Annotated in this window: 2 protein-coding genes and 1 pseudogene; all 3 read right to left on the reverse strand. The window is 68.6% G+C overall.

Features of this window, described 5'->3' with window-relative positions; translation table 11 throughout:
* Window positions 1-2,017, reverse strand: a 2,017-nt coding sequence (locus tag ACFSL4_RS37420) for a helicase associated domain-containing protein (RefSeq protein ID WP_381092584.1), incomplete at its 3' end; no start/stop codon positions are given.
* A 48-nt stretch (window positions 2,018-2,065) separates the two neighbouring features.
* Window positions 2,066-2,506: pseudogene (locus tag ACFSL4_RS37425) on the reverse strand (TniQ family protein); the annotation flags it as partial.
* A 144-nt stretch (window positions 2,507-2,650) separates the two neighbouring features.
* Complete coding sequence (locus ACFSL4_RS37430) at window positions 2,651-3,244, reverse strand: toll/interleukin-1 receptor domain-containing protein (protein WP_381092583.1); 594 nt, start codon at window positions 3,242-3,244, stop codon at window positions 2,651-2,653.
* Window positions 3,245-3,328 lie beyond the last annotated feature (84 nt).

Consider the following 3,328-nt stretch of genomic DNA (forward strand, 5'->3'; position numbering starts at 1 on the left):
CGAGGACGGTGCTGACGGGCGCGGCGATATGGCCGTATTCGGCCGCGTAGGCGTGAGCTTGTGTGAGCGCGGTGTCCAGGAGACCGGGCTCGGTGCGGGGAGCCGGTGGCTGGGCGGCTCGGGCTGTTTCGGCGGTGACGCCGATCTTGGCCAGCAGGCGGTGCTGTCCGGGATGGAGTGCGCCGTAGTCGGTGCACTGACGCCTCAGCCAGCCGGCCAGCTCCTTCTCAAGGCCCGGAATGCCGGTACCGCCGCCGTCGACTGCGGACGCGGATTCTGACCGCTTCCGTACGCGGCTCCAATTGCGTTGCCATTCCAAGGACCAGGTCGGGTTCCACCAGGGGTCGAGTGCTGCGAGGAGCGTGCTCAGCGGCCATGTCCCGCCTGTACTGCGGTGGTGCTTCTGCGCCTGGTGGCGCTGTTCGCTCAGCCACCGGCCCAGCGGAAACCCCTCCGGGCAAGCTGTTTGGGGCGTGGCGAGGTGGCCGTGTGTGGCGGCGTACGTGCGCGCGTGAGCCAGCCCGGGGCCTGTACCGCAGAGCTGGGCGATGACCTCGTGGGGGCGAGTGGCGGCGGTTTCGGCGGTGATGCCGATCTGCGCCAGCAGATGCTGCTGCAGCGGATGCAACTGCTGGTAGCCGGTGCACTGTAGGGACAGCCACGTGGCCCAGCCCTCACTGCCGTCCGGCCAGCCACCTTCTGCAGCCCCTTGGCGCCGGTTTCGGGCATGAGCGCGGATGCGGTACCAGGTTCGCTGCCACGCCAAGGGCCACGCCGGGTTCCACCACCCGTCGATCGCGTCGAGCACCTGAAGGTGCGCTGGTTCGCCCTGGCGGCGGGTGAGGCAACGCTGGGAAATGAGCCACTTCCCGAGCAAAAACCCCTGGTACGAGATGTTTTTGGTGGCCAGGGCCAGGCATCCGTGTTCGGCGACGAAGGCGCGCGCACAGGCAACAGCCTTATCGATGCCCGCTGTCCGGCTCATTCGGCGCGGGCGTGCGCTGCTGGCGGCTTGGGCGGTGAGGCCGATGTCGGCCAGCAGACGGCGCTGTTCGGGGTGGAGTGCGCTGTAGTCGGTGCACTGCAGGTACAGCCACTCCCCGGTCAGCACGTGGGTGTCGGGGAAGCCGTCGGTGGGGTTGAGGGGGCCGTGGCGCCTGACGTGGTCGCGGGCGCGGTAGTAGGAGCGCTGCCACTTCACCGACCAGGGGATGTTCCACCACGGGTCCAGCTCCCTCAGGGCGGCGGCCTTTTCTTCGGGCAGGGCCAGGGCGTGGGCCTGCTGGTTGTGCACCCATTTCCCCAGGGCGAAGGAACCGACCCTGGTGTCGCGTTGGGTGGCGAGGTGGCCGTGCTGGGCGGCGTAGGTGCGCGCGTGGGCCAGGCCGGCGGCGAAGGCGCCCTCGGCGTGCAGGCTGTGGCCCCGCAGCCGTTTCTGAGCCGGCAGAGCCTCTGTGCCCGCGGTCTGTCGATGAGGGTAGCCCACCAGCACATCGGAGAGAGGCCGGGGCCGGAGCGCCAAGGGGACCTGCCACAGCCGCTGTTCGTCGTCTCCACTGCCGCCCTTGATACGGATGCACTGGGACGTCCAGGCAAACAGCGGTCCGTGGGTGCAGTCAGCCAGACGCTCGGTGAGCCACGGTCGCCGCACGCGATGGCCCAGCTCGCTGGGCACGCAGGGCACATCAGCCAGCCGGTAAGGGAGGTGACCACCACCGTCAGCAGCGACACGGAGCCGCCAGGCCCGGCTGGCCAGAAGCGTGGCGAGGGCGACGGTCTCGGGGTAGGTGACCAGATCCCGCGCCAGGATCCGCCACCGCTGCGGATCCTCGCCCGCGGGCATGGCCGCATCCAGCCTCGCCGGCCACAGGCGTTCCTCGGGCCACTTCTGCGCCCACCACCAGGCTGTGACCGCCTCAGCAACCTCGAACGCCGAACCAGCGACGGGGGAGCGGCGCAGCAGCCTGTGGTGATCCTCCTGCGCCTGGACTACTTCCGGGCATCCGGCCAACCCCACGACACTGCCCCCGCTGCCAGGCACGCCCATCAGCCAGCGCCGGTGGCGTGGGCAGACTCGCTGGTGCGCCGCCAGGTACACCCGGGCTGGTGTAGCGCGACCGGTCCGCGCAGCCACACAGCCCGGGCACGCCGGGCCCCAGGCGGCAACCGTCTCCACCCCGTTGTGGAGCCGCGCCGCTGGCCTCTCCTTCGAGGGGCCCAGCGGCTCCTCCCGCGCCCAGGCCGGCAACGCACGGCGTAAGCCCGCCTGAGGCACACGACACAGCGCCGCGACCCGGTCCCGGGCCGCGGCGTTCAAAACCACCTCACTGTCGTCCTGGAGAGTCCCGGCGACGCCCTGCTGGCCAGCCACGTCGGTAACCGCCGATAGCAGACGCCGCACCGTCAGGCCGTACCTGTCCGCGATCCGCCCCAGGAACGACAGTGTCATCTCACCCTGCAGGGGAGCCACCCGAAAGGCACCCGCGGCCGGCAACAGCTTCCCCACCCGCCCCGTCTCTTGTGACAACTATCGTGCTTCGGCTCAACGAGTGTGACTGAACGCTTCAGTTGGCGGGTTGAGCGAGGATGCGCCTTGGCCCGGCACAGCGGCTGTGTCGAGGTGTGATTGGTCGCGGCAAGCACGACCCTGCTACACCTCGCCGCCCTCCTCCCAACGGCACTCAGTGCAGCGCACCCCGGCGTAGCGATCTCCGCGGTCGTAGTCGGTCGCACCCCACTGTTCGAGCTTGGCTGGCGGAGCGCCGCAGTTGGGGCAGATCACGTAGACGCCGGCTCCGTGAAAGGACACGGCCTTGATGGTCGCCTCGTCCAGGAGCTGTTGGACGTTCTGAAGGAATCCGGTGGTATCGACGCCCAAGATCTTGTTGACGGCGGTCTGGTCGTCGTCTTCGGTCACGGAGACCCAGTACAGGGGGCGGAGGAGCGCCGGGAGTGGCGTGTCGTCCAGACGGACCGGAATGATCCTGAGTCCGTCTTCCAGTCGCCGGATGATCGCAGTCTCCAACTCGGACTTGACCCACTCCGACGTGCTGGCGTGCTCGGACCAGCAGACGAGCACGGTGTCGACTGTGTCCAAGGCGACCCCGACTTTGCCAGGAATGGAGTCACCGGGGCTCAGTTCCCACTCATCGAACCAGGTGTCCACGCCGCCCAACCGCAGCTTCGTGGCGAAGGAGCGAACGGCAGGCTTGTCCTGATGGTTATGGGAAACGAACGCGCGCACTGCTGCTCCTTGTCATCCCAAAGACCTAGCAACAGGTTATCGTCAAGGTGACGTTTTCGCATCCGCATTCAGGCACTCCGACTC

The organism is Streptomyces caeni (assembly GCF_042678285.1).
Taxonomy (GTDB): Bacteria; Actinomycetota; Actinomycetes; order Streptomycetales; family Streptomycetaceae; genus Streptomyces; species Streptomyces caeni.